This window comes from Flavobacterium orientale (assembly GCF_014638005.1).
Lineage (GTDB): Bacteria > Bacteroidota > Bacteroidia > Flavobacteriales > Flavobacteriaceae > Flavobacterium > Flavobacterium orientale.
In genome coordinates this window covers 15,742-41,505 of the sequence record NZ_BMFG01000009.1, presented here as the reverse complement: position 1 = coordinate 41,505, position 25,764 = coordinate 15,742, and the positions used below count along the sequence as shown (strand labels likewise).

Sequence of the window (25,764 nt, the reverse complement as noted above, 5' to 3'; positions counted from 1 at the left end):
TTTATTGTCGCTGTCTTACTATTTCATACAAAAAAGCACCACAAGCAACAGATACATTCAAAGAAGCTATGGTTCCATACATTGGAAGTTTGGCTTTTTCATCAACAATTTTTAAAACAGAAGGATTTACACCTCGATCCTCACTTCCCATAATAATGGCCAAAGGTTCATTTAATGATAAATCATAAATTGAATCATCTGTTTTTTCGGTCGCGGCAATTGTTTTTATTCCCGAACCTTGTAGATAAAAAATAGCATCTTTAATATGTTCCACTTTACAGATCGGAACATTAAAAACGGCACCTGCACTGGTTTTTACGGTATCACCATTTACCGGTGCGGCTCCTTGTTTGCCTATGATAATGCCGTCAACTCCTGTGCATTCTGCGGTTCGGATAATAGCTCCAAAATTTCGAGCATCAGATATTTGGTCTAATACTAAAAATAAAGGTGTTTTACCACTTTCAACAACGGTAGAAATTAAAGTTTCTAAATCATGAAATGCAACCGGAGCAACTGTAGCCACAGCACCTTGATGATTTTTTGAAGTCAAACGATTTAATTTTTCTACTGGAACATAAGTAAAATTAACTTTATGACTTTTCATTGTTTTCAATAGTTCCCGCATTAAATCGCCTTGCGAATCTTTTTGCAAAAACACTTTGTCCAATTCTTTGCCAGCTTGAATGGCTTCTATAATTGCTCGTATGCCAAAAATTTGATTTTCTTTTTCCATGGGGTCAAAGGTACAATTAAGTTTAGAAACTTAAAATCTAGATTTAAAACTTATGTGAACAATTGAATTGGATAATTTAAACTCTTGATTTTTTTCGTTACCGTTGGCATAAACAATGTTGAATAGTCCGTTTTTTGTAAACAAACCAAATCCAATTCCGAGACCAAGTAGAGAAGCACTATTGTTTGTTGATTTATCTTCAAAATAGCCGTAGTCTATGACTGTATGAGCATAAAAACCTGAGGAAAACGTGTAGCGATATTCCGTTAACAGTGAGGTGAATAAACTTCCTTGTAAGCTATTTTCATTAAATCCTCTTATTGATCGAATTCCTCCAAATCGAAACAATTCATTAATAATATAGGTGTCGCTTTTCAAATAAAAATTCTCACTATTGAGTTGGATGCTGTTGTTTTCATTTAAATTAAAAATATGAGTAGCATTCATTGAAATGAAGTACTGTTTTTGAGTGTCTATTAGAGTGGTTCTTTCGCCAGTACCAAATTTAAGATTCAAATTTGTTTTTTCGGGAAAAAGAAAATCATCAAATTTAAAATCTTTAAACTCAAATTGAGTTGTAAAAAATGCATTATTGAAATCATTTATCAAAGGTGAAGATGTGTTTTGAATGGTGCCTGATTGAGTTGATTGATAGCCAACATAAGCTCTTGTATTATAATTAAAAAGGTAACCTAAATCTATAGCTGTTTTTGTGTTTTGAAACGTACTATCTTGTTTGAAAATATTCAATTCGGATTTTAAAGTTATGGGTGTTTTAAATAAATAAGGAATTTCCAGACCTATATTAAAGGTAGCTTGTTGGTTCCCATCATTTTTCCAATATAAAAATATTTTTTCACCGGAGTTTATTGCGTTTTGTAAAAGAAGATCTACATAACCGTTAAAAATAATCTTACTGTCTTCGTCATTAGAAAACCCAATGAAGCCATCAAATTGATTGGATTTTGCTTTTTCCAAATAAACATAAATTTTTGTAGAATCAGGAGTGAATAATATTTCCGGATATTTGGTTTGTTTTACAAAAGGAAGTTTGTTGAAGTCATTATATATATTTTCAAGATTAAGCTTAGTAAAAGTTCTGTTCCTATTTATTCGTTGAATGTTTTTTAGATGTCCTTTTGGAAATTTGTCATAACCTAAAACTACTATATCGTTAATGTTTCTTTTAGCTTGTTTGTTTATATATAGGTCTGCACTAATTTTATTGTTTTGAGTTTGAATATTTATCAATTGAGCTTTTGCTAAGGAATAACCATTTACTTCCAGTTTTTTCAATAGTTCTTCCATGAAGCTTTGCAATTGTTTTGTTTCAATTGTAAATTGATTTGAGGAGCTTTTAAATCCTAAGGGTACAAATTCTAAATCAGCATCTTTAATATGTAGCAAAATTGTATTGCTATTATTTTTGAGATTGTATTTGAAGAAAAAAGTAGAATCGTTTACTTTTAGCGGTTCCGCAATTTGATGTTCAAAATACCCAATTTGAAAGAGTTGATTGGATAGGTTTTTTGAAGCGGTAATTATTTCATTGGCCGTTTTAAATTTTTTGGGATAACCAATAGAATCTATTATTTGAGTTTCTGAATTTGAGTTGCCTTCAATTTTCAAATAGAGAGATTGAGAAAAACAATTTTCAATCAGAAGTAAACAAAATATAAGATATAATAGGGGTTTCAAATCCAAAATAAATTTTGATAAAAGTAACGTAAAAATAGAAAGAATGGTATTTTATTAAAAGTAATCCATTCAAGAAAGTCTCAAAATCAGGCTTATTTTAGATGAAAAATTTATATTCAAATCAATAAAAATGCTAACCATTAGAAAATAAATAAATTATGATTTGTTTTGCAAAAAATATTTCTTACATTTGCAACCCCTAAAAATAGGGTAATTTTAAAAACAAGAAAAATTTTTAGTATTAATTATGCCAACAATTCAACAATTAGTAAGAACAGGGAGAGCCCAAATAACTAAGAAGAGTAAATCGGCTGCTTTAGATTCTTGTCCTCAAAGAAGAGGTGTATGTACTCGTGTTTACACAACAACTCCAAAGAAACCAAACTCAGCAATGAGAAAGGTAGCAAGGGTTCGTTTAACAAACGGAAACGAGATTAATGCCTACATCCCGGGAGAAGGACACAATCTACAAGAGCACTCGATAGTATTAGTTAGAGGCGGAAGGGTAAAAGATTTGCCAGGAGTTAGATACCATATTGTTCGTGGGGCTTTAGATACAGCTGGTGTAGCCGGTCGTACTCAACGTCGTTCGAAATATGGTGCAAAACGACCAAAACCAGGACAAGTAGCAGCACCCGCAAAGAAAAAGTAAGTTAAAAACTTTTAAAGAAAAGACATGAGAAAAAGACAGGCCAAAAAAAGACCTCTTTTACCGGATCCAAAATTCAATGATCAATTGGTAACACGTTTTGTGAACAACTTAATGTGGGATGGTAAAAAATCAACTGCTTTCAAAGTGTTCTATGATGCAATGGAAATCGTAGAAACTAAGAAACAAGATGCAGAAAAATCGTCATTAGAAATTTGGAAAGATGCCTTGACCAATGTTATGCCTCACGTAGAAGTACGTAGTCGTAGAGTAGGTGGAGCAACATTTCAGATTCCAATGCAAATTCGTCCGGATAGAAAGATATCTTATGCTATCAAATGGATGATTTTATACGCACGAAGAAGAAACGAAAAATCAATGGCAGCTAAACTTGCCTCTGAAATTTTAGCAGCAGCTAAAGAAGAAGGTGCAGCAGTTAAGAAAAGAATGGATACTCACAAAATGGCAGAAGCTAACAAAGCGTTCTCTCACTTTAGATTTTAATTCATAAAAAATGGCTAGAGATTTAAAATACACAAGAAATATTGGAATTGCAGCTCACATTGATGCAGGTAAAACTACAACAACAGAGCGTATTCTATTTTATACAGGAAAATCACACAAAATTGGTGAAGTGCACGATGGTGCTGCAACAATGGACTGGATGGCACAAGAGCAAGAAAGAGGTATTACAATTACTTCTGCTGCTACCACTTGTGAGTGGAGTTTTCCAACTGAGCAAGGGAAACCATTGCCGGAATCAAAACCATACCACTTTAATATTATCGATACTCCCGGTCACGTTGACTTTACAGTAGAGGTAAACCGTTCGTTACGTGTATTAGATGGTTTAGTTTTCTTATTTAGTGCGGTTGACGGTGTTGAACCTCAGTCTGAAACTAACTGGAGACTTGCTGATCAATACAGAGTTCCAAGAATGGGATTCGTAAACAAAATGGACCGTCAAGGTTCTAACTTCTTAAACGTTTGTCAACAAGTTAAAGACATGTTGAAATCAAACGCAGTTGCAATTACATTGCCAATTGGAGAAGAGAATGATTTTAGAGGAGTAGTAGATTTAGTAAAAAACCAAGCTATTATTTGGCATGATGAAACGCAGGGGGCAACTTTTGACATCGTTCCAATTCCAGCTGATATGGTTGATGAAGTAAAAGAATATCGTTCAAAACTTATTGAAGAGATTGCTACATATGATGAGAATCTTTTAGATAAGTATATGGAAGATGAAAATTCTATTACTGAAGAAGAAATTAATACAGCTTTACGTGCTGCAACAATTGACATGGCTATTATTCCAATGATTGCCGGTTCATCTTTCAAAAACAAAGGTGTTCAGTTCATGTTAGATGCAGTTTGTAAATACTTACCATCTCCAATGGATAAAGAAGGTATCGAAGGAATTCATCCTGATGATGCTGATTTGTTAGAAGAAGATCAAAAGAAAATATTGCGTCGTCCTGATCCAAAAGAACCATTTGCAGCTTTAGCTTTTAAAATTGCAACGGATCCTTATGTTGGACGTTTAGCTTTCTTTCGTGCCTATTCAGGTCGTTTAGATGCAGGTTCTTATATTTTGAACACTCGTTCAGGAAACAAAGAGCGTATCTCTCGTATCTACCAAATGCACGCAAACAAACAAAATCCAATCGATTATATTGAGGCTGGAGATATTGGAGCTGCTGTTGGATTTAAGGATATCAAAACCGGAGATACAATGTGTGATGAAAAACATCCTATTGTATTAGAAAGTATGAAATTCCCTGATCCTGTAATTGGTATCGCTATCGAGCCAAAAACTAAGGCAGACGTTGATAAAATGGGTATGGCTTTAGCTAAATTAGCTGAAGAAGATCCAACTTTTACAGTGAGAACTGATGAAGCTTCAGGTCAAACGATTATTTCAGGTATGGGTGAGTTACACTTAGACATTCTTGTAGATCGTATGAAACGTGAATTCAAAGTTGAAGTAAACCAAGGTGAGCCTCAAGTTGAATACAAAGAAGCATTTACTAAAGTTGCACAACACAGAGAAACTTATAAAAAGCAATCTGGTGGACGTGGTAAATTTGGTGATATCGTTTTCCGTTTAGGACCAGCTGACGATGTGGATGGAAAACCATTCGTAGGTCTTCAGTTTGTTAACGAAGTAAAAGGAGGTAACGTTCCAAAAGAATATATTCCTTCTGTTGAAAAAGGTTTCAAAGAAGCTATGAAAACAGGTCCTTTAGCAGGATATGCTGTAGATAGTTTAAAAGTTACTTTATTAGACGGATCATTCCACCCTGTGGATTCGGATGCTCTTTCTTTCGAATTAGCTGCTAAAATGGGTTACAAAGAGGTTGCAAAAGCTGCCGGAGCTGTAATTCTTGAGCCAATTATGAAAATTGAAGTAATTACTCCTGAAGAAAACATGGGAGATATCGTTGGAGATTTAAACCGTCGTAGAGGTCAAGTAAACGATATGGGAGACAGAGCAGGTGCTAAGACTATCAAAGCAAATGTTCCACTTTCAGAAATGTTTGGTTATGTTACTACTTTAAGAACATTATCTTCTGGTAGAGCAACATCTACAATGGAATTTTCACATTATGAACAAACTCCTTCAAATATTTCTGAAGAGGTTATCAAAAAAGCAAAAGGAAACGCTTAATTCTTAAGAAAATGAGTCAAAAAATCAGAATAAAATTAAAATCTTACGATCACATGTTGGTTGATAAATCAGCTGAGAAGATTGTAAAAACGGTAAAAAGTACCGGTGCTGTAGTAACAGGTCCAATTCCATTACCTACACACAAAAAGATTTTCACTGTATTACGTTCTCCACACGTTAACAAAAAAGCTAGAGAGCAGTTTGAAGTGAGTTCATACAAAAGATTATTAGATATCTATTCTTCTTCTTCAAAAACAATTGATGCTCTAATGAAATTAGAGTTGCCAAGTGGTGTTGAAGTTGAAATCAAAGTGTGATAAATGTACAGAGACGAAAGTATTAAGTAATAAGACTTTTCTTATTACTTAATACTCTTGTTTTACTACGAAACAAAAAAAAGAATTTTATTAATTATTAATTAGTTTTATATGTCTGGGTTAATTGGAAAAAAAATCGGCATGACTAGCATCTTCGACGAAAACGGGAAAAACATTCCTTGTACAGTAATTGAAGCAGGTCCATGTGTCGTTACCCAAGTCAGAACCAAAGAGGTTGACGGGTATGAAGCGTTTCAACTTGGTTTCGATGACAAAACAGAAAAACACGCTACAAAAGCGGCTATTGGCCACTTTCAAAAAGCGGGTACTTCTGCTAAGAAAAAAGTCGTTGAATTTCAAGATTTTGAAACAGAGTTTAAATTAGGTGATTTAGTCACTGTAGATCAATTCAACGAAGGAGAATTTGTTGATGTACAAGGTGTATCAAAAGGTAAAGGTTTTCAAGGGGTTGTTAAACGTCACGGATTTGGTGGTGTTGGACAAGCAACTCACGGTCAACACAACCGTTTAAGAGCACCTGGTTCTGTAGGAGCTTCTTCTTATCCATCAAGAGTATTCAAAGGGATGCGTATGGCAGGAAGAACTGGAGGAGAAAATGTAACAATTCAAAACCTTAGAGTTTTAAAAGTGGTAGCAGACAAAAACCTTTTGGTTGTTAAAGGATGCGTTCCAGGTCATAAAAACTCTTATGTAATCATTCAGAAGTAATGGAAGTAAAAGTTTTAGATATCAACGGAAAAGAAACAGGCAGAAAAGTTCAACTTTCTGATGCTGTTTTCGCTATCGAGCCTAACAATCATGCTATCTATCTTGATGTGAAACAATATCTTGCTAATCAAAGACAAGGTACTCACAAAGCAAAAGAAAGAGCTGAGGTTACAGGAAGTACTCGTAAAATTAAGAAACAAAAAGGTACAGGTACTGCTCGTGCAGGAAGTATCAAGAATCCATTGTTCAAAGGAGGAGGTACAGTTTTTGGTCCAAGACCAAGAAGTTATTCTTTCAAATTGAACAAAACTTTAAAAAGATTAGCTCGTAAATCAGCTTTCTCTCAAAAAGTAAAAGATTCAGAATTGGTAGTACTAGAAGATTTTAATTTCGAAACTCCAAACACAAAGAATTTTATTACAATATTGAAAGCCTTAGGGTTGGAAAATAAAAAATCTTTATTTGTGTTGGGTGATTCAAATAAAAATGTATATTTGTCGTCACGCAATTTAAAGGCCTCTAAAGTTGTAACAAACTCAGAATTAAGCACTTATGCGATTTTAAACGCAAATAAATTGGTGCTTCTAGAGAGTTCTTTAGAAGGAATTGAAGAAAATTTAAGTAAATAATAGAGCCATGAGTATCATTATTAAACCAATCATAACAGAAAAAGTTACTAAACAAACTGAGTTAGCTAACCGTTATGGTTTTGTAGTGGAAAAGAAAGCTAACAAAGTGCAAATAAAAAATGCTATTGAAGCCGCTTATGGTGTAAATATTGTTGCTGTAAACACTATGAATGTAAGACCAGATCGCTCGGTTAAATACACTAAAAGTGGTTTAATCAGTGCTAAAACAAATGCTTATAAAAAAGCAATTGTTCAAGTAAGCGAAGGAGAAACTATTGATTTTTATAACAATATCTAATTAAACAATGTCAGTTAGAAAATTAAAACCTATTACCCCGGGTCAGCGTTTTAGAGTTGTTAATGGTTTTGACGCCATTACAACTGATAAGCCGGAGCGTTCATTACTCGCACCGAAAAAAAACTCTGGAGGTAGAAATAGTCAAGGAAAAATGACCATGCGTTATACAGGCGGTGGTCACAAACAAAAATATCGTGTCATAGATTTTAAAAGAACTAAAGATGGAATTCCAGCTACAGTTAAATCTATTGAGTACGATCCAAACAGAACTGCATTTATTGCATTATTGAGTTATGTTGATGGTCAAAAGACTTATATCATCGCTCAAAATGGTTTGCAGGTAGGACAAACAGTAATGTCAGGTGAGAATGCATCTCCGGAAATTGGTAACACACTTCCATTGAGCAAAATTCCTTTAGGTACTGTTATTTCATGTATTGAGTTACGTCCGGGTCAAGGAGCAACAATTGCTCGTTCAGCCGGTACATTCGCTCAATTAATGGCAAGAGATGGTAAATATGCAACGATAAAAATGCCTTCAGGTGAAACAAGATTGATCTTGCTTACTTGTACAGCAACTATCGGTGCGGTATCGAATTCAGACCACCAATTAATCGTTTCCGGTAAAGCCGGTAGATCAAGATGGTTAGGTAGAAGACCAAGAACAAGACCAGTTGCGATGAACCCTGTTGATCACCCAATGGGTGGTGGAGAAGGACGTTCATCAGGAGGTCACCCACGTTCTAGAAAAGGTATTCCAGCTAAAGGTTATAGAACTCGTGCCAAAGCCAATCCGAGTAATAAGTATATTGTTGAACGCAGAAAGAAATAATTAGATAGATATGGCACGTTCATTAAAAAAAGGACCTTTTGTTCATTATAAATTAGAGAAGAAAGTTCTGGAGAATGTTGAGAAATCAAACAAAGGTGTAATCAAAACATGGTCAAGAGCCTCTATGATTACTCCAGATTTCGTAGGACAGACTATCGCAGTTCACAATGGTCGTCAGTTTGTTCCTGTATATGTAACAGAAAACATGGTAGGACATAAATTAGGAGAGTTTTCACCAACAAGATCTTTTAGAGGTCACGCTGGAGCTAAAAATAAAGGTAAAAAATAAGAAGTTATGGGAGTTCGTAAAAGAGAAACAGCAGATGCGAGGAAAGAGGCTAATAAGTCTATTGCTTTCGCTAAATTGAATAACTGCCCTACTTCACCTAGAAAAATGCGTCTAGTAGCAGACTTGGTAAGAGGTCAGAAAGTGGAAAGAGCACTAAATATTTTAAGATTTAGTCAAAAAGAAGCTTCAAGAAAGTTAGAGAAATTATTGTTATCAGCTATTAATAACTGGCAACAAAAAAATGAAGAAGGTAACTTAGAAGAAGCAGCTTTATTTGTAAAAGAGATCAGAGTAGATGGTGGTGCGATGTTAAAAAGACTTCGTCCTGCACCTCAAGGTCGTGCACACAGAATAAGAAAACGTTCAAATCACGTAACAATCGTGCTTGGAGCTAATAATAACACACAAAGCAATTAATAATTAAGATGGGACAAAAGACAAATCCAATAGGGAATAGACTTGGTATCATCAGAGGATGGGACTCTAACTGGTATGGTGGAAATGATTACGGTGATAAAATTGCCGAAGATTATAAAATCAGAAAGTATATTCATGCTCGTTTATCAAAAGCTAGTGTATCAAAAGTAATCATCGAGAGAACTTTAAAACTTGTAACCGTTACTATCACTACTGCAAGACCTGGTATCATTATCGGAAAAGGCGGTCAAGAGGTAGACAAGTTGAAAGAAGAACTTAAGAAAATTACTGACAAAGAGGTTCAAATTAACATCTTTGAAATTAAAAGACCTGAGTTAGATGCTTATTTAGTTGCAACAAGTATCGCTCGTCAAATTGAAAGCCGTATTTCATACAGAAGAGCTATTAAAATGGCTATCGCAGCAGCAATGCGTATGAATGCAGAAGGTATTAAAGTTTTGATTTCAGGTCGTTTGAATGGTGCTGAAATGGCACGTTCAGAAGGTTTCAAAGAAGGAAGAATTCCTCTATCAACTTTCAGAGCAGACATTGATTATGCTTTAGCTGAAGCTCATACTACTTATGGTAGAATGGGAATCAAAGTATGGATCATGAAAGGTGAAGTTTACGGAAAGAGAGATCTTTCTCCACTTGTAGGTATGGATAAAAAACAAGCTGCAGGAAGTGGAAAAGGTAACAACTCTAATGGGAAACCAAGCGGTAAACCAAACCAACGCAAAAGAAAGTAATTTTTTAAACTAAAGAAAAAATGTTACAGCCTAAAAGAACAAAATACCGTAAGGTACAAAAGGGTAGAATGAAAGGCGTTTCTCAAAGAGGGCACGAACTTTCTAACGGAATGTTTGGGATTAAATCTTTAGATTCTGCTTTCTTGACTTCTCGTCAAATCGAGGCAGCTCGTATCGCCGCAACTCGTTTTATGAAAAGAGAAGGTCAGTTGTGGATTAAAATATTTCCAGATAAACCAATCACTAAGAAACCACTAGAAGTACGTATGGGTAAAGGAAAGGGAGCCGTAGAATATTGGGCTGCCGTTGTTAAACCCGGAAGAATAATGTTTGAAGTAGGAGGAGTTCCTTTGTCAGTAGCAAAAGAAGCATTACGCTTAGCTGCTCAAAAACTACCTGTTAAAACAAAATTCATTGTTGCTAGAGATTTCGAAGCATAATATTATTTAAAATTATGAAACAATCAGAAATTATTAGTCTGTCTACAGCTGAGTTACAAGAACAATTAAGTCAGTTACGTAAAACATACACCGACCTAAAAATGGCTCACGCTATTTCTCCTATTCAAAATCCTTTACAGATTAGAGCAGTGAGAAGATCAGTAGCAAGATTAGCAACTGAAATTAGTAAAAGAGAGTTACAATAATTGTATACTGCTGAAAGATGGAAAAAAGAAATTTAAGAAAAGAAAGAGTTGGTGTTGTTACTAGCAACAAAATGGAAAAATCCATTGTTGTTTCTGAAACAAGAAAAGTAAAACACCCGTTATACGGTAAGTTCGTGTTGAAAACTAAGAAATATGTTGCACACGACGAAACAAACGACTGTAACATTGGAGATACTGTAAAGATCATGGAAACACGACCTTTATCAAAATCAAAATGTTGGAGATTAGTTGAAATCATTGAAAGAGCGAAATAATTATGGTACAACAAGAATCAAGATTAAAAGTAGCAGACAACACAGGAGCAAAAGAAGTTTTGACTATCCGTGTTTTAGGAGGAACGAAACGTCGTTATGCCTCTGTTGGAGATAAAATTGTAGTGTCTATTAAAGATGCAACACCTAACGGAAACGTTAAAAAAGGTGCGGTATCCACTGCAGTTGTTGTACGAACCAAAAAAGAAGTGAGAAGAGCTGATGGATCTTACATTCGTTTTGACGATAACGCTTGTGTATTGTTAAACGCTGCAGGAGAAATGAGAGGAACTCGTGTTTTTGGTCCGGTTGCCAGAGAACTTCGTGAAAAACAATTCATGAAAATTGTATCATTAGCACCTGAAGTGCTTTAATTCGATTAATGATGACAAAATTAAAAATTAAAACTGGAGACGTAGTAAGAGTTATTGCAGGTGACCATAAAGGAACTGAAGGTAAAGTTTTACGTGTTTTCCGTGATGCAAATAAAGCGATTGTTGAAGGTACAAACATGGTTTCTGTTCACACTAAACCAAGTGCAAAAAACCCTCAAGGTGGAATCGTAAAGAAAGAAGCTCCTATTCAAATTTCAAATTTATCTTTGATTGACCCAAAGTCAAAAAAAGTAACTAAAGTTGGAATCAAAGTAGAAGGAGATAAGAAAGTAAGATTTGCAAAAAAATCTAATCAAGTATTATAGTGATGGCTTATATACCTAGACTAAAAGAAGAATATAAAAGCAGAGTTATTGCTGCTTTGAAAGAAGAGTACGGTTACAAGAATGTAATGCAAGTTCCTAAATTGGAAAAAATTGTTGTAAGCCGTGGAGTTGGAGCTGCTGTATCCGATAAAAAATTAGTTGATTATGCAGTTGATGAATTGACTAAAATTACAGGACAAAAAGCAGTATCTACAATTTCTAAAAAAGACGTTGCGTCTTTTAAATTAAGAAAAGGAATGCCAATTGGTGCCAAAGTAACTTTACGTGGTGAAAGAATGTATGAATTCTTAGATAGATTGATTACATCTTCATTACCTCGTGTTAGAGATTTCGGTGGTATCAAAGCAACTGGTTTTGACGGAAGAGGAAATTACAATCTTGGAGTACTTGAACAAATCATTTTCCCTGAAATTGATATTGATAAAGTAAACAAAATTTCAGGAATGGACATTACCTTTGTAACTTCTGCTAAAACAGATAAAGAAGCAAAATCATTATTGACAGAACTAGGTTTACCTTTTAAAAAGAATTAAGATATGGCTAAAGAATCAATGAAAGCCCGTGAGGTGAAGAGACAAAAAACGGTAGAAAAGTATGCTGAAAAACGCAAAGCTTTATTAGAAGCTGGTGATTATGAAGGTTTACAAAAATTACCAAAAAATGCCTCTCCAGTACGTTTACACAATCGTTGTAAATTAACAGGAAGACCTAGAGGATATATGCGTCAATTCGGTCTTTCACGTGTAACATTTCGTGAAATGGCTAACCAAGGATTAATTCCAGGTGTAAAGAAAGCTAGCTGGTAGTTAGTTTATTCCAGCAGATAATTGTACATTTGCCAGCTTTTAGCAGGTAACGTACAATTATCTACTCAAAAAAATGTGTTTAATGGCTTCAGGTTCAGCGGAATAGTTCCTCTGAAAACCGTCGCCAAAATTTTATAAATATGTATACAGATCCTATTGCAGATTATCTAACTCGAGTTAGAAACGCAGTAATGGCAAATCACAAAGTGGTTGAAATTCCTGCTTCTAATCTTAAAAAAGAAATCACAAAAATTTTATTCGATCAAGGATATATTTTAAGTTACAAGTTTGATGATAGTGGTGTTCAAGGCATCATTAAAATCGCTTTAAAGTATGATAAAGATACTAAAGAGCCGGTAATCAGAGATATCCAAAGAATTAGTAAACCAGGTTTGCGTAAATATGCAGGTTCGTCTAATTTACCAAGAATCTTAAACGGTTTAGGAATTGCTATCGTTTCTACCTCAAAAGGAGTTATGACAGGAAAACAAGCTAAACAGTTAAATGTTGGTGGAGAAGTAATTTGTTACGTATACTAAAAAAAAGACTAAACGATGTCAAGAATAGGTAAAAATCCAGTTGCAATCCCGGCAGGCGTTACTGTTGAAGTAGCAAATAACGTGATTACAGTTAAAGGGAAGTTAGGTCAACTTACACAAGAATACTCAGATGTTGAAGTGAAAGTTGAAGAAGGTCAAGTATTAGTTGAGCGATCATCAGATCATAAAGACCAAAGATCGAAACACGGTTTATACCGTTCATTAATCAACAACATGATTATTGGCGTATCTACAGGTTTTACGAAAGAATTAGAGTTAGTTGGTGTGGGTTACAGAGCTTCTAACCAAGGTCAAAAATTAGATCTTGCTTTAGGGTTTTCACACAATATCATTTTAGAAGTTGCTCCAGAAGTAGTTTTGGAAACAGTTTCAGAGAAAGGTAAAAACCCAATCGTAAAATTAACGTCATTTGACAAACAACTTTTAGGTCAAGTAGCTGCTAAAATTAGAGGCTTCAGAAAACCTGAACCTTACAAAGGAAAAGGAGTTAAGTTCGTTGGAGAAGTATTAAGAAGAAAAGCAGGTAAATCAGCTTAAAAAAAATAAGATTATGTCATTAACAAAATCTGATAGAAGACAAAGAATCAAATACAGAATTAGAAAAATTGTTATCGGTACTACCGAAAAACCAAGACTTTCTGTGTTCAGAAGCAATAAAGAAATCTATGCTCAACTTATTGATGATGCAAATGGTACCACTTTGTTAGCCGCTTCTTCAAGAGATAAAGAAGTAGATTCTAAAGGTACAAATGTTGAAAAAGCTACTGCAGTTGGAAAACTAGTAGCCGAAAGAGCATTAAAAGCTGGTATAGAAAATGTAACTTTCGATAGAGGAGGTTATTTATATCACGGAAGAGTAAAATCATTAGCCGAAGGTGCAAGAGCTGCCGGACTTAAATTCTAAGAAAATATGTATCAGAATTATAAAAACGTAGAACTAGTTAAGCCTAGTGGTCTTGAATTAAAGGATCGTTTGGTTAGTGTAAATCGTGTTACCAAAGTAACAAAAGGAGGTAGAGCTTTTGGCTTTTCTGCAATTGTTGTTGTAGGTGATGAAAATGGAGTAGTAGGTCATGGTTTAGGAAAATCTAAAGATGTATCAGAAGCAATCGCTAAGGCTGTTGAAGATGCTAAGAAAAATTTAGTAAAAATTCCTCTAAGTGGTCAATCTGTTCCTCACGAACAAAAAGGTAAATTTGGTGGTGCACGTGTTTTCTTAATGCCTGCATCTCATGGTACAGGAGTTATTGCCGGTGGAGCTGTTCGTTCAGTTCTTGAATCAGTAGGAATTCATGATGTATTATCAAAATCTCAAGGATCTTCAAATCCACACAATGTGGTAAAAGCTACTTTTGATGCATTATTGCAAATGAGAAGTGCTTACACTGTTGCAAAACAAAGAGGAGTATCTTTAGAGAAAGTATTTAAAGGTTAATTCAAGGAAATTATGGCAAAAATTAAAGTAAAACAAGTAACAAGCAAAATCAACTGTCCTCAAACACAAAAGAGAACATTGGAAGCTTTAGGATTACGTAAGTTAGGTCAAGTTGTAGAACATGATGCAACTCCTGCTATCCTTGGAATGGTAAATAAAGTTCAACACTTAGTTTCTGTTGAAGAAACTAAATAATACAATTCATTATGAATTTAAGTAACTTACAACCTGCAGAAGGTTCAACACACAATCAAAATAAAAGATTAGGTAGAGGAGAAGGATCTGGAAAAGGTGGAACCGCTTCACGTGGTCACAAAGGAGCAAAATCTCGTTCTGGTTATTCTAAAAAGATTGGATTTGAAGGTGGACAAATGCCACTTCAAAGACGTGTGCCTAAGTTTGGTTTTAAAAATATCAATAGAGTAGATTATCAAGGTGTTAATCTTGATACATTACAAGCTTTAGTAGATAATGGTACAGTAACAGATACAGTTGATTTTTCTGTATTAGTTGAAAATAGATTAGCTACTAAAAATGAATTAGTAAAAGTTTTAGGTAGAGGAGAACTTAAAGCAAAATTGAAAATAACCGCTCATAAATTTACTGCAACCGCAAAAGCTGCTATTGAAGCTGCTGGTGGTGAAGCCGTAACTTTATAATTTTCTTGTATATGAAGAAATTTTTTGATACACTCGCTAACGTTTGGAAAATTGAAGAACTAAAAAACAGAATTTTAGTTACCCTTGGTTTACTATTAGTTTATCGATTTGGTGCACAAGTAACACTACCTGGTATTGACGCCACTAAATTGGCAGGTTTGGCAGATCAAACTTCTCAAGGAATTGGAGGATTACTAGATATGTTCACTGGTGGTGCTTTTTCACAAGCGTCCGTGTTTGCTTTAGGAATCATGCCTTATATTTCTGCATCGATTGTGGTTCAGTTAATGGGCATTGCAGTTCCATATTTACAAAAATTGCAAAAAGATGGTGAGAGTGGAAGAAAAAAGATTAATCAAATTACACGTTGGTTAACTATTGCAATTACTCTTGTTCAAGGTCCGGGTTATATCTATAACTTATACAGAACATTACCGTCAGATGCATTTTTGCTTGGATTCAATTCGTTTTCGTTCTTATTTTCTTCTGTAATTATTTTAGTAACCGGTACTATATTTGCAATGTGGTTAGGTGAAAAAATTACAGATAAAGGTATTGGAAATGGAATTTCACTTTTGATTATGGTAGGTATTATTGCCAGATTACCACAGTCATTTATCCAAGAGATTACTTCTACATTGACACAAGGAAATGGTGGACCTGTACTTTTAGTATTTGAAATTATACTTTGGTTATTGGTTATTATTGCTTGTATCTTACTTGTAATGGCTGTGAGAAAGATTCCTGTTCAATATGCCCGAAGAACAACTTCAGGTGATTTTGAACAAGATATGATGGGAGGAAACAGACAGTTTATTCCACTTAAGCTTAATGCTTCAGGAGTTATGCCTATCATTTTTGCTCAAGCAATTATGTTTATACCGGCTGCCGTTGCAGGTCTTTCAGATTCTGAAACAGCTCAAAGTATTACCGGTCAATTCAGCAATATGTTTGGATTAGCTTATAATATTGTATTTGCACTATTAATAGTTGTTTTCACCTATTTTTATACGGCAATTACAGTACCAACAAACAAAATGGCAGATGATTTAAAGAGAAGTGGTGGATTTATTCCGGGTATTAGACCAGGAGTTGAGACGTCAGATTTCTTAGATAAAGTGATGTCTTTAATTACTTTCCCAGGTTCGTTATTTTTAGCTCTTATTGCTGTGTTCCCAGCTATTGTGGTTAATTTGATGAATGTGCAACCTAACTGGGGTATGTTTTTTGGAGGTACATCATTGTTAATTATGGTTGGAGTTGCAATTGATACCATTCAACAAATCAATTCATACTTGTTGAACAGACATTATGATGGTTTAATGAAAAGTGGCAAAAATAGAAAAGCAGTAGCTTAATTATGGCAAAACAATCAGCAATAGAACAAGACGGGAGCATTATTGAAGCATTATCAAATGCAATGTTTCGTGTAGAGTTAGAAAACGGTCACGTTGTTATTGCTCATATTTCAGGAAAAATGCGTATGCATTACATCAAATTATTACCTGGTGATAAAGTGAAACTGGAAATGAGTCCATATGACCTGTCCAAAGCAAGAATTACTTACAGATATTAAAGCTTATTCAAAATGAAAGTAAGAGCATCAGTTAAAAAGAGAAGTGCCGAATGCGTAATTGTACGTAGAAAAGGTAGATTGTACGTTATTAACAAAAAGAATCCTAGATTTAAACAAAGACAAGGATAATTATGGCAAGAATAGCAGGGGTTGATATACCCAAAAACAAAAGAGGAGTTATTGCATTAACCTATATCTTTGGTATCGGAAAAAGCAGAGCTATTGAGATTTTAGAAAAAGCTCAAGTTAGTCAAGACAAGAAAGTTCAAGATTGGAATGATGACGAAATCGGAGGAATCCGTGACGCGGTATCCTATTACAAGATTGAAGGTGAATTGCGTTCAGAAGTATCTTTACACATCAAACGTCTTATGGACATTGGGTGTTACAGAGGAATTCGTCACAGATCTGGTCTTCCATTAAGAGGACAAAGAACTAAGAACAATTCTAGAACAAGAAAAGGTAAAAGAAAAACTGTTGCTAACAAGAAAAAAGCAACTAAATAATAAGTAATATGGCTAAAGCAACAGCAAAAAAACGTAAAGTTATCGTTGAATCAACGGGTGAAGCTCATATTAATGCAACTTTCAATAACATTATTATCTCTCTTACCAATAAAAAAGGAGAAGTAATTTCTTGGTCATCTGCCGGTAAAATGGGTTTCAGAGGATCAAAAAAGAACACCCCTTATGCCGCTCAAATGGCAGCAGAAGATTGTTCTAAAGTTGCACTTGAGGCAGGTTTGAAAAAAGTTAAGGTGTATGTAAAAGGGCCAGGAAACGGACGTGAGTCTGCTATCCGTTCAATACATAACGGTGGAATTGAAGTTACAGAAATCATTGACGTAACACCAATGCCACACAACGGATGTAGACCTCCAAAAAGAAGAAGAGTATAATTTTAGCTGAAATTAATTCAGCAATTTATAAGTTTAATTAAGTATAACAAAAAGTAGAGTTTGATTATCGAAGGATTTGACCTGAATTCATAATCACTACTTTAAAACAATTTAAAATGGCAAGATATACTGGTCCAAAAACTAAGATAGCTCGTAAATTTGGCGAAGCTATATTCGGAGAAGACAAAGCCTTCGAAAAAAGAAATTACCCACCTGGACAACATGGTTTGGCTAAGAGAAGAGGTAAAAAATCTGAATATGCAGTTCAGTTAATGGAAAAGCAAAAAGCGAAGTACACTTACGGAATTCTTGAAAAACAATTCAGAAACTTATTTGAAAAAGCATCAGCATCAAAAGGTGTAACAGGTGAAATCCTTTTACAATTATGCGAAGCAAGATTAGATAACGTGGTTTACAGAATGGGTGTAGCTCCATCAAGAAGAGCTGCTCGTCAAATTGTAGGACACAGACATATTACAGTAAACGGTGAAATCGTTAACATTCCTTCTTACCACCTAAAACCAGGCGATAAAGTAGCAGTTCGTGAAAAATCAAAATCAGTTGAAGCAATCAACAGTTCTTTGGCAAATTCAAACACTGTTTACGAATGGATTACTTGGAACAATGATACAAAAGAAGGTACTTTCGTTACTGTTCCACAACGTTTACAAATACCAGAAAATATCAAAGAACAACTAATCGTTGAGTTATACAACAAATAAAAATTGACAGAAGTCTAAATTATGGCAATATTTAATTTTCAAAAACCCGATAAAGTTATCATGATCGATTCAACCGATTTTGAAGGTAAGTTTGAATTCAGACCTTTAGAACCCGGTTACGGATTGACAGTTGGAAATGCACTTAGAAGAGTTTTACTTTCAGCTCTTGAAGGTTATGCAATAACTTCTGTTCGTATTGAAGGTGTTGATCACGAATTTTCTACGATTTCTGGTGTAGTTGAAGATGTTACTGAAATCATTTTAAGCTTGAAACAAGTTAGACTTAAACGTCAAATTGAAGAAGTTGATAATGAAACTGTAACAATTTCACTTTCCGGTAAAGATCAAATAACTGCAGGCGATTTTCAGAAATTCATTTCAGGATTTCAAGTATTAAACCCTGAGTTAGTTATCTGTAATCTTGATTCAAAAGTTAATTTAAATATTGAATTAACAATTGAAAAAGGAAGAGGATATGTTCCTGCCGAAGAAAATAAGAAGCAAAATGCAGCAATTGGAACTATTTTTATCGATTCAATTTTTACACCTGTAAAGAATGTAAAATATGCTATCGAAAACTTCCGTGTTGAGCAAAAAACAGATTATGAAAAATTAGTTTTTGAAATTAAAACTGATGGTTCAATAAATCCTAAAGATGCTTTAACAGAAGCTGCAAAAGTTTTAATTCATCACTTTATGTTGTTCTCAGACGAGAGAATAACGCTTGAAGCTGACGAAATTGCTCAAACAGAATCGTATGATGAAGAATCATTGCACATGAGACAATTGCTTAAAACTAAGCTTGTTGATATGGATTTGTCTGTAAGAGCATTAAATTGTTTAAAAGCTGCAGAAGTTGAAACGCTTGGTGATTTAGTATCATTCAATAAAAACGACTTGATGAAATTCCGTAACTTCGGTAAGAAATCACTGACCGAGCTTGATGAGCTTGTGGCAATCAAAAACTTACATTTCGGAATGGATTTGTCAAAATATAAATTAGATAAAGAATAAATTTACTTCATATTTTGCTCTCCAAAGCGGATAGATGCAAGATGAAGGTTTAAAAAACACGTCATGAGACACGGAAAAAAAGTAAACCATTTAAGCAGACAACAAGGTCATAGAAAATCAATGTTGGCTAATATGGCTTGTTCATTAATTGAGCACAAAAGAATCAATACAACAGTTGCCAAAGCAAAAGCTTTGAAACAATTCGTTGAACCATTGATCACAAAATCAAAAGAAGATACTACGCACAACAGACGTATCGTATTTGCTTACTTGAGAAATAAATATGGTGTTACTGAACTATTTAGAGAAGTAGCAGCAAAAGTGGGCGACCGTCCAGGTGGTTACACACGTATCATCAAGTTAGGAAATCGTTTGGGAGATAACGCTGATATGGCGATGATCGAACTAGTTGACTTCAACGAACTATACAACGGAGGTAAAAAAGAAGAGAAAAAAGCAAAAAGCCGTCGTGGTGGAAAAGCTAAGAAAACCGAAGCCGCTGCTCCAGAAGCAAAAGCACCGGAAGCTCCAGCTGCTGATTCAACTCCAACAACCGAAGCTGCTGAATAATGAAACCATTTATTCAATAAAAATAAAGGATAAACTTTCGAGTTTGTCCTTTTTTTTTGATTTTTTCAGAAGCGACCCGAGCGATAGCGAATTGGCAGAGCAATGGCTCGGGCTTTTTCAGGAAACCATTTTCCCGCTTTCCGCTATATCTTTTGTTCCGTAAACTACACAAAAGGATATCGCTGCAACCTGCCTGCCGGCAGGCAGGTCGGGGCTAGAAAGTAAACCATAAAAAGATTGAATTCCATAAGAAGCCATCATCAAAACCTTAGTGCCTCAGAACCTCAGAACCTAAGAAAAAAAAACTTTCCCAAATTCAGAATTTAAACTAAATTTGCAAAACAACACACAACAATGAACTACACCACACGACAACCCGCCATTCTTTTACTCGCAGATGGCACTATTTTTCACGGAAAATCAATCGGAATCAGCGGAAAAACCTTCGGTGAAGTCTGCTTCAACACCGGAATGACAGGCTATCAGGAAATCTTTACCGATCCGTCCTATTTCGGTCAAATTATGGTAGCCACCAATGCACACATTGGAAATTATGGTGTAAACGACCAAGAAGTAGAATCCGATTCTATCAAAATTTCCGGATTAGTGTGCAAGAATTTCAGCTTTAACTATTCCAGACCCGATGCAGCCGGAAGTTTATACGACTATTTCGAAAAACAAAACCTAATCGCTATTTCTGACGTTGATACACGAGCATTAGTAAGCTATATTCGCGATAATGGAGCACAAAACGCTGTTATCTGTACTGACGGAACGCATATTGACGAACTGAAACATCAATTGGCCAACGTTCCAGACATGAAGGGATTGGAGTTAGCTTCCACCGTTTCAACCAAAGAACCTTATTTCTTGGGAGATGAAAACGCAACGTATAAAATTTCTGCGTTAGATTTAGGTATTAAAACCAATATCCTTCGCAATTTAGCCAAGAGAGATTGTTATATCAAAGTATTTCCATACAACGCTTCGTATGCCGATTTACAAAGTTTCAATCCTGATGGTTACTTTTTGTCCAACGGTCCCGGAGATCCGGAACCATTGGTCGGCGTAATCGAAGTAGCAAGACAAATCATTGCCGACAATAAACCATTATTCGGAATTTGTCTTGGTCATCAAATCATTGGTTTGGCCAACGGCATTTCTACTTATAAAATGTTCAACGGACATCGCGGAATCAATCATCCCGTAAAAAATCTCATCACCGGAAAAGGTGAAATTACTTCTCAAAACCACGGATTTGCTGTTGTTCGCGAAGAACTTGAAAAACATCCCGATTTAGAAATCACCCACGAACACCTTAATGATGGAACCGTAGCCGGAATGCGAATGAAATCTAAGAATTGTTTCTCGGTGCAATACCATCCCGAAGCAAGTCCGGGTCCACACGATTCATCTTATTTGTTTGATGATTTCATTTCCAACATTAAAAAAGCAACTTTACAAGAAGTTTGAATAGAAAGACCTGACAGTTTGTGTAATTGTCAGGTCTCTTTTTACTAAAACGTTTGCGTTTATAACTTTGATTAAATTATATAAAAATCAAAATTTAGAATCCGTAAATTTGTGTATCATCAAAATAAGTAACTAAAAAATAGTAAATAAATAAACCATGAGTATTATTATTAAAGTACATGCAAGACAAATCCTTGATTCAAGAGGTAATCCAACTGTTGAAGTGGATGTCATTACAGAAAACGGAATTTTAGGAAGAGCCGCTGTTCCATCAGGAGCTTCAACCGGAGAACACGAAGCTGTAGAGTTACGTGACGGTGGAAAATCATATATGGGAAAAGGCGTGTTGAAAGCAGTAGATAACGTAAATACTAACATTGCCAATGAAATAGTGGGTATGTCCGTTTTTGAACAAAATCAAATCGACAAAACCATGATTGAATTGGATGGAACTCCAAATAAATCAAATTTAGGTGCCAATGCTATTCTTGGTGTTTCATTAGCCGTTGCCAAAGCTGCTGCTAACGAATTAGGAATGCCTTTATATCGTTATGTGGGTGGTGTTTCTGCCAATACATTACCAGTTCCAATGATGAATATCATTAACGGAGGTTCGCATTCTGATGCTCCGATTGCATTTCAGGAATTTATGATTATGCCTGTAAAAGCTAAAAATTTCACGCATGCCATGCAAATGGGAACGGAGATTTTTCACAACTTGAAGAAAGTATTACACGATCGTCATTTGTCAACTGCAGTAGGTGACGAAGGTGGTTTTGCACCGAACTTACCCGGCGGAACAGAAGACGCGTTAGATTCTATCAAATTGGCCGTTGAAAATGCAGGTTATACTTTTGGGGATGATGTGATGATAGCTTTGGATTGTGCTGCTGCCGAATTTTATGTAAACGGAAATTACGATTACAAAAAATTTGAAGGCGATACCGGAAAAATTAGAACTTCTGCACAACAAGCTGAATATTTAGCGGAACTAGCTGCTAAATACCCAATCATTTCCATTGAAGACGGAATGGATGAAAATGACTGGGAAGGTTGGAAATATTTAACCGATTTAATTGGAGATAAAATTCAATTAGTAGGTGATGATTTATTTGTAACTAACGTTCAACGTTTAAAAACCGGAATCGATAAAGGAATTGCCAATTCTATTTTGATTAAAGTAAATCAAATAGGAACGTTAACCGAAACTATTGCAGCGGTTAATATGGCTCACAATGCAGGTTATACCTCTGTGATGTCACACCGTTCGGGAGAAACAGAAGACAATACTATTGCGGATTTAGCCGTAGCTTTAAACTGTGGTCAAATTAAAACCGGTTCGGCTTCGCGTTCCGATCGTATGGCAAAATACAATCAATTGCTTCGTATTGAAGAAGAATTAGGTGAGGTGGCTTACTTTCCCGGATTGAATGCTTTCAAACAGAAGTAGTTTTTTTTAAGACTTTATAAAGATACCCTTTCAATGAATTTGAAAGGGTTTTTCTTTTTCATATTCTAAATCAAAACCACATTATACTCATTTGTAAACTTTAGATATCAATCGAAAAACTATATTTGTTTATCAATTCATTGTTATGAGGAAGTTATTAGTACTGCTACTTATATTTTTATCCGGTTTTTCGAATCTTTTAAGTCAAAATGCTGTCACAGATAGTTTGTTGACTGCATTGGAAAACTCTAAAAATGAAATTGAAAAAACTCAAATTCTGAATGCCATTTCGGATTATTATAAAAGTAGTGACCCGAAAAGAATGAAAGAGTATGCTCAAAAAGCATTGCAACTTTCTCAGAAAATACGTTTTAAGTCTGAAGAAGGAAATGCTTTTTTGAATCTTGGAATCTCAAATATTATTACAGGTGATTACTCAAAAGCACTTGACTATTTTTCTAAAGCAAAATTGATTTTCGAAAACGAATTGTCAATTGGCTCCACAGAAGATTTCAAAAACAAAAGTGGTTTAGCTCGAACGTTTGGTAGTATGGGAGTTGTGTTTTCGGAACAAAGTAATTATGCAAAAGCCCTTCAATTTCACCTAAAAGCTGTTACAATTTATGAGGAATTGCAGGACGAAGAAAAATTAGCTAGAGTTTTTAATAATATTGGAGTAGTTTACAGAGCACAAAATGAGGATTTTAAAGCTTTGGAATATTTTACTAAAGCACAAAAGTTACAAGAAAAAACAGGCGATAAAACCGTTGGGATTACCTGTACTAACATAGGTAATCTTTACCTTAAGCAAAAAAATTTCGATAAAGCAGAAGCAAATTATGCGATAGCTAAGCTTTTTTTTGATAAGAGTCCGAATCCGAGAGGTCTGGGAGAATTGTATAATAATTTGGGAGTGTTTTATAAGGAAACTTCTAATCCTTCAAAAGCATTTGAAAACTGGAATTTAGCTCTACAAACATTTGAAACTATTGATGATAAGTTTGGTAAATCGGATACGTATCTTTTGATGGGACAATTGCTTTTTGACCAAAAAAAGTATGATGATGCATTAGTACATGCCAAGAAAGCAGCAGAGTTGTCCTATGAGTTAAGAGTGTTTGAAGGAACAGCTTTAGCCGAAAGTTTGTTGAGTTCCATCTACGAAAAGCAGCATAAACCCAATGAAGCATTTAGTCATTTTAAATTATTTAAAGCGGCTCAAGATAGCTTGATGAATCATGAAAATATTAGAAAAAGTGTCCAAGCTGAAATGAATTATGAGTTTGAGAAAAAAGAAGCTTTACAAAAAAAGGAACTTGAAAAAAAGGAATTAGTCCTTTCAGAAAAATCAAAACGACAAACATTAATAACCTTATTTATTGCTTTGTTGACTTTGCTTATCATTGGAATTGCATTTTTATTTTATAATAGATTTCAGTTAAAGAAAACATTGACATTACAGAAAGAGTTGGCTGAATATGAACAAAAAGCCCTACATCTTCAAATGAATCCGCATTTTGTGTTTAATTGTTTGGGTTCTATTTCCAGTTTTATAGTTCAGAATGGAACCGATTCAGCTATCAAATATTTGTCTAAATTTTCCAAGTTAATGCGTTTGACTTTAGAGTATTCCAAAGAATCATTGATTCCAATTGATAAAGAAATGGAGAGTTTACAAAATTATCTGGAATTAGAACAATTGCGATTTAATAATGTTTTTGATTTTAAAATAACAAAGAGTTCTGATATTGAAGACGATATGGCTATCCCACCATTATTATTACAACCGTTTGTTGAAAATGCCATTATTCACGGTTTGATTCCCAAAAAAGAAAACGGAACTATTTCCATAGACTTCTCACTGGATAAAGAAAATTTGATTTGTACTATTTTAGATGACGGAATTGGATTTGAAAAATCGAAGGAAATAAAAGAAAATTTGGTAGCTATTCACAAATCAATGGCTTTAGATATTACAAAAAAGCGATTGGAAATGATGGAAGCTTCTACAGCTCAAAAAGCTAAAGTAGAAATCAAAGAAATCAAAGACAATGAAGGAGAAATTCAAGGAACAAAAGTAGTCCTGAATTTACCGATACAATATATAAAATAGTAATTTACGGATTGTGAGGTAAACCGCACTCGAAATCCGCAACCCGCAACAAAAACATGACAACTGCACTACTAATAGATGACGATGCGAATTTAAGAGCCGGAATGAGGCAGTTACTTTTGCGTTATGCACCAAACATAAAGGTTATTGGTGAAGCCGATAGCGTTCAAACCGGAGTAGAAGCAATCAATCAATTAAATCCTGAGGTACTATTTTTAGATATTCAACTCACTGATGGAACCGGTTTTGATTTATTGGAACAACTCGCATCAAAGAACGGTAAAATTACATCGCAAGTAGTGTTCATTACCGCTCATGAGCAATATGCTATTAAAGCATTTCGATTTAGTGCCTTAGATTTTTTATTAAAACCGGTTGACCCTGAAGAATTGCAAAAAGTGATTAGTAAAATAAATGATGTTTTGTCAAAAAGCGAAAATTATGCTCATATTGATTTGTTGCTTGAAAACATTCGAAAAAAAGTAGACAACTTTAAAAGGATAGCTTTGTCAACAGCAGATGGTATTCACTTGTTTGAAATTAGTGATATTATTCGTTGTGAAAGCGAAGATAATTATACTAAATTTTACATCAAGAATAATAAACCCATTTTGATTTCAAAAACATTGAAAGAATATGAAGAATTGTTAACCGAACATGGCTTTGAACGCATTCATCAATCGCATTTAATCAATTTGGCCTATTTGAAATCATATATAAAAAAAGACGGGGGATATGTAGTAATGGCGGATAACAGTAATTTGCCGATTTCACAACGAAAAAAAGAACGTTTACAAGAATTGTTGAAATCGTTATAAATTCTAATTCAAAACCA

38 protein-coding genes are annotated in these 25,764 nt (G+C 34.6%); 36 read left to right on the top strand and 2 right to left on the bottom strand.

All coding sequences use genetic code 11. The annotated features are described in order from the left end of the window. Position 1: 1 nt before the first annotated feature. Positions 2–736, bottom strand: coding sequence for a 23S rRNA (guanosine(2251)-2'-O)-methyltransferase RlmB (gene rlmB, locus IEV15_RS11550; protein ID WP_188362683.1), 735 nt, complete (start codon positions 734–736; stop codon positions 2–4). 30 nt (positions 737–766) lie between these two features. Continuing rightward, the gene (locus IEV15_RS11545; RefSeq protein WP_229734149.1) at positions 767–2,365 is read right to left on the bottom strand and encodes a BamA/TamA family outer membrane protein; all 1,599 of its coding nucleotides are present in this window, start codon (positions 2,363–2,365) and stop codon (positions 767–769) included. Between the two features lie 316 nt (positions 2,366–2,681). Here IEV15_RS11545 and rpsL point away from each other — a divergent pair, with 316 nt between their 5' ends. From rpsL to IEV15_RS11365, 36 genes are all read left to right on the top strand, one after another. Beyond that, a complete protein-coding gene (gene rpsL, locus IEV15_RS11540) occupies positions 2,682–3,086 on the top strand; it encodes a 30S ribosomal protein S12 (RefSeq protein WP_188362681.1) in 405 nt (134 codons plus the stop codon). Positions 3,087–3,110: 24 nt separating this feature from the next. Further along, entirely contained in the window at positions 3,111–3,587 is a 477-nt protein-coding gene (gene rpsG / locus IEV15_RS11535; protein WP_188362680.1) for a 30S ribosomal protein S7, read from the top strand. Positions 3,588–3,597: 10 nt separating this feature from the next. After that, a complete protein-coding gene (fusA, locus tag IEV15_RS11530; protein ID WP_188362679.1) occupies positions 3,598–5,754 on the top strand; it encodes an elongation factor G in 2,157 nt (718 codons plus the stop codon). 11 nt (positions 5,755–5,765) lie between these two features. Next, the gene (gene rpsJ, locus IEV15_RS11525) at positions 5,766–6,071 is read left to right on the top strand and encodes a 30S ribosomal protein S10 (RefSeq protein ID WP_026710316.1); all 306 of its coding nucleotides are present in this window, start codon (positions 5,766–5,768) and stop codon (positions 6,069–6,071) included. A gap of 111 nt (positions 6,072–6,182) precedes the next feature. Beyond that, on the top strand, positions 6,183–6,800 hold the full coding sequence (gene rplC, locus IEV15_RS11520; RefSeq protein WP_188362678.1) for a 50S ribosomal protein L3: 618 nt from the start codon (positions 6,183–6,185) through the stop codon (positions 6,798–6,800). Then, positions 6,800–7,429: a 50S ribosomal protein L4 gene (gene rplD / locus IEV15_RS11515; protein WP_188362677.1), complete on the top strand. Its 630-nt coding sequence runs from the start codon at positions 6,800–6,802 to the stop codon at positions 7,427–7,429. The genes rplC and rplD overlap by 1 nt, the downstream gene beginning before the upstream one ends. 7 nt (positions 7,430–7,436) lie before the next feature. Beyond that, positions 7,437–7,727, top strand: coding sequence for a 50S ribosomal protein L23 (gene rplW, locus IEV15_RS11510; RefSeq protein WP_188362676.1), 291 nt, complete (start codon positions 7,437–7,439; stop codon positions 7,725–7,727). Between the two features lie 7 nt (positions 7,728–7,734). Next, positions 7,735–8,559, top strand: coding sequence for a 50S ribosomal protein L2 (rplB, locus tag IEV15_RS11505; RefSeq protein ID WP_188362675.1), 825 nt, complete (start codon positions 7,735–7,737; stop codon positions 8,557–8,559). Positions 8,560–8,569: 10 nt separating this feature from the next. Then, positions 8,570–8,848 carry a 30S ribosomal protein S19 gene (gene rpsS / locus IEV15_RS11500; protein WP_188362674.1) on the top strand — a complete coding sequence of 93 codons (279 nt, stop codon included), beginning with the start codon at positions 8,570–8,572 and terminating at the stop codon, positions 8,846–8,848. Between the two features lie 6 nt (positions 8,849–8,854). Further along, a complete protein-coding gene (gene rplV / locus IEV15_RS11495; protein ID WP_188362673.1) occupies positions 8,855–9,265 on the top strand; it encodes a 50S ribosomal protein L22 in 411 nt (136 codons plus the stop codon). An 8-nt stretch (positions 9,266–9,273) separates the two neighbouring features. Then, the gene (gene rpsC, locus IEV15_RS11490; protein WP_188362672.1) at positions 9,274–10,014 is read left to right on the top strand and encodes a 30S ribosomal protein S3; all 741 of its coding nucleotides are present in this window, start codon (positions 9,274–9,276) and stop codon (positions 10,012–10,014) included. A 20-nt stretch (positions 10,015–10,034) separates the two neighbouring features. Then, positions 10,035–10,454, top strand: a complete 420-nt coding sequence (rplP, locus tag IEV15_RS11485; protein ID WP_188362671.1) for a 50S ribosomal protein L16 — start codon at positions 10,035–10,037, stop codon at positions 10,452–10,454. A 14-nt stretch (positions 10,455–10,468) separates the two neighbouring features. Continuing rightward, positions 10,469–10,660, top strand: coding sequence for a 50S ribosomal protein L29 (gene rpmC / locus IEV15_RS11480; RefSeq protein WP_188362670.1), 192 nt, complete (start codon positions 10,469–10,471; stop codon positions 10,658–10,660). A gap of 17 nt (positions 10,661–10,677) precedes the next feature. Next, on the top strand, positions 10,678–10,935 hold the full coding sequence (gene rpsQ / locus IEV15_RS11475; protein WP_188362669.1) for a 30S ribosomal protein S17: 258 nt from the start codon (positions 10,678–10,680) through the stop codon (positions 10,933–10,935). A gap of 2 nt (positions 10,936–10,937) precedes the next feature. After that, complete coding sequence (rplN, locus tag IEV15_RS11470) at positions 10,938–11,306, top strand: 50S ribosomal protein L14 (protein WP_007803649.1); 369 nt, start codon at positions 10,938–10,940, stop codon at positions 11,304–11,306. Positions 11,307–11,317: 11 nt separating this feature from the next. Further along, on the top strand, positions 11,318–11,632 hold the full coding sequence (gene rplX, locus IEV15_RS11465) for a 50S ribosomal protein L24 (RefSeq protein ID WP_188362668.1): 315 nt from the start codon (positions 11,318–11,320) through the stop codon (positions 11,630–11,632). A 2-nt stretch (positions 11,633–11,634) separates the two neighbouring features. Continuing rightward, positions 11,635–12,186: a 50S ribosomal protein L5 gene (gene rplE, locus IEV15_RS11460; RefSeq protein WP_188362667.1), complete on the top strand. Its 552-nt coding sequence runs from the start codon at positions 11,635–11,637 to the stop codon at positions 12,184–12,186. 3 nt (positions 12,187–12,189) lie between these two features. Continuing rightward, the gene (gene rpsN, locus IEV15_RS11455) at positions 12,190–12,459 is read left to right on the top strand and encodes a 30S ribosomal protein S14 (RefSeq protein ID WP_112086722.1); all 270 of its coding nucleotides are present in this window, start codon (positions 12,190–12,192) and stop codon (positions 12,457–12,459) included. Between the two features lie 140 nt (positions 12,460–12,599). Further along, positions 12,600–12,998, top strand: a complete 399-nt coding sequence (gene rpsH / locus IEV15_RS11450) for a 30S ribosomal protein S8 (RefSeq protein WP_188362666.1) — start codon at positions 12,600–12,602, stop codon at positions 12,996–12,998. Positions 12,999–13,013: 15 nt separating this feature from the next. Further along, positions 13,014–13,556, top strand: coding sequence for a 50S ribosomal protein L6 (rplF, locus tag IEV15_RS11445; protein WP_188362665.1), 543 nt, complete (start codon positions 13,014–13,016; stop codon positions 13,554–13,556). Between the two features lie 13 nt (positions 13,557–13,569). Next, positions 13,570–13,923: a 50S ribosomal protein L18 gene (rplR, locus tag IEV15_RS11440; RefSeq protein WP_188362664.1), complete on the top strand. Its 354-nt coding sequence runs from the start codon at positions 13,570–13,572 to the stop codon at positions 13,921–13,923. 6 nt (positions 13,924–13,929) lie between these two features. Next, a complete protein-coding gene (gene rpsE, locus IEV15_RS11435; RefSeq protein WP_188362663.1) occupies positions 13,930–14,454 on the top strand; it encodes a 30S ribosomal protein S5 in 525 nt (174 codons plus the stop codon). A 12-nt stretch (positions 14,455–14,466) separates the two neighbouring features. Beyond that, positions 14,467–14,649, top strand: a complete 183-nt coding sequence (rpmD, locus tag IEV15_RS11430; RefSeq protein WP_188362662.1) for a 50S ribosomal protein L30 — start codon at positions 14,467–14,469, stop codon at positions 14,647–14,649. A gap of 11 nt (positions 14,650–14,660) precedes the next feature. Further along, the gene (gene rplO / locus IEV15_RS11425) at positions 14,661–15,113 is read left to right on the top strand and encodes a 50S ribosomal protein L15 (RefSeq protein ID WP_188362661.1); all 453 of its coding nucleotides are present in this window, start codon (positions 14,661–14,663) and stop codon (positions 15,111–15,113) included. An 11-nt stretch (positions 15,114–15,124) separates the two neighbouring features. Then, entirely contained in the window at positions 15,125–16,471 is a 1,347-nt protein-coding gene (gene secY, locus IEV15_RS11420; RefSeq protein WP_188362660.1) for a preprotein translocase subunit SecY, read from the top strand. A gap of 2 nt (positions 16,472–16,473) precedes the next feature. Beyond that, entirely contained in the window at positions 16,474–16,689 is a 216-nt protein-coding gene (gene infA / locus IEV15_RS11415; protein ID WP_026714631.1) for a translation initiation factor IF-1, read from the top strand. 12 nt (positions 16,690–16,701) lie between these two features. Next, on the top strand, positions 16,702–16,818 hold the full coding sequence (gene ykgO / locus IEV15_RS11410) for a type B 50S ribosomal protein L36 (protein ID WP_084139925.1): 117 nt from the start codon (positions 16,702–16,704) through the stop codon (positions 16,816–16,818). A gap of 2 nt (positions 16,819–16,820) precedes the next feature. Further along, positions 16,821–17,195 carry a 30S ribosomal protein S13 gene (gene rpsM / locus IEV15_RS11405; RefSeq protein WP_188362659.1) on the top strand — a complete coding sequence of 125 codons (375 nt, stop codon included), beginning with the start codon at positions 16,821–16,823 and terminating at the stop codon, positions 17,193–17,195. A gap of 8 nt (positions 17,196–17,203) precedes the next feature. After that, positions 17,204–17,587, top strand: a complete 384-nt coding sequence (gene rpsK, locus IEV15_RS11400; RefSeq protein ID WP_112086712.1) for a 30S ribosomal protein S11 — start codon at positions 17,204–17,206, stop codon at positions 17,585–17,587. A gap of 116 nt (positions 17,588–17,703) precedes the next feature. Further along, positions 17,704–18,309, top strand: coding sequence for a 30S ribosomal protein S4 (gene rpsD, locus IEV15_RS11395; RefSeq protein WP_188362658.1), 606 nt, complete (start codon positions 17,704–17,706; stop codon positions 18,307–18,309). Positions 18,310–18,330: 21 nt separating this feature from the next. Next, positions 18,331–19,323, top strand: coding sequence for a DNA-directed RNA polymerase subunit alpha (locus tag IEV15_RS11390; RefSeq protein ID WP_188362657.1), 993 nt, complete (start codon positions 18,331–18,333; stop codon positions 19,321–19,323). A gap of 63 nt (positions 19,324–19,386) precedes the next feature. Beyond that, entirely contained in the window at positions 19,387–19,893 is a 507-nt protein-coding gene (rplQ, locus tag IEV15_RS11385; RefSeq protein WP_188362656.1) for a 50S ribosomal protein L17, read from the top strand. A 354-nt stretch (positions 19,894–20,247) separates the two neighbouring features. Further along, positions 20,248–21,366, top strand: a complete 1,119-nt coding sequence (gene carA, locus IEV15_RS11380) for a glutamine-hydrolyzing carbamoyl-phosphate synthase small subunit (RefSeq protein ID WP_188362655.1) — start codon at positions 20,248–20,250, stop codon at positions 21,364–21,366. Positions 21,367–21,523: 157 nt separating this feature from the next. Next, entirely contained in the window at positions 21,524–22,816 is a 1,293-nt protein-coding gene (gene eno / locus IEV15_RS11375) for a phosphopyruvate hydratase (RefSeq protein ID WP_188362654.1), read from the top strand. A gap of 145 nt (positions 22,817–22,961) precedes the next feature. Then, positions 22,962–24,929 carry a tetratricopeptide repeat-containing sensor histidine kinase gene (locus tag IEV15_RS11370; protein ID WP_188362653.1) on the top strand — a complete coding sequence of 656 codons (1,968 nt, stop codon included), beginning with the start codon at positions 22,962–22,964 and terminating at the stop codon, positions 24,927–24,929. A gap of 56 nt (positions 24,930–24,985) precedes the next feature. Further along, entirely contained in the window at positions 24,986–25,747 is a 762-nt protein-coding gene (locus IEV15_RS11365) for a LytR/AlgR family response regulator transcription factor (protein WP_188362652.1), read from the top strand. The last annotated feature ends 17 nt before the right edge of the window (positions 25,748–25,764 follow it).